This window comes from Delftia sp. JD2, assembly GCF_001682645.1.
In the GTDB taxonomy this organism is placed as follows: Bacteria; Pseudomonadota; Gammaproteobacteria; order Burkholderiales; family Burkholderiaceae_C; genus Comamonas; species Comamonas acidovorans.
Map to the genome: position 1 here is coordinate 1 of NZ_LFJT01000149.1, position 410 is coordinate 410.

The 410-nt window shown below is 65.1% G+C and carries 1 protein-coding gene; it reads right to left on the reverse strand.

What is annotated here, in order from left to right; all coding sequences use genetic code 11:
• Window positions 1-410, reverse strand: a 410-nt coding sequence (locus ACM14_RS31040) for a hypothetical protein (protein ID WP_139093547.1), incomplete at both ends; no start/stop codon positions are given.

Here is a 410-nt window from a genome sequence, read left to right on the forward strand (position 1 = left end):
ACCGGCGTGGAAGGCGTCGATGCGCAATCCGTCGTGCAACCGGCCGTCGGATTGACCGGGCTGATGCCACCGGACGGATCGTAGGAGGCCGTGTTCGTGCTCGAGCCCACCGCCGTCGGAACAGCTGGCAGGTTGAAGCTGGTGTTGCTACCCGCTGCGACCGAAGCCGTGAAGTTCACCGTGCAAGTCAGCACGGAGCTGCCATTGCCCGCAAACGGGAAGGTGTTTGGCGTGCAGGTCGCACTGGCTACGTTCGCGCCGGTCGGCACTCCCGTGATGCTGATGCCTGCCGGCACCAGGTCCTTGATGGTCACGCTGGTGGCGGGACCGAAGGCACTGGCAGCGTTGGACACGGAGAACGCGTAGTTGAAGGGCGTGCCCACAGCCAAGCTGCCGGGGTTGGCTTTGGT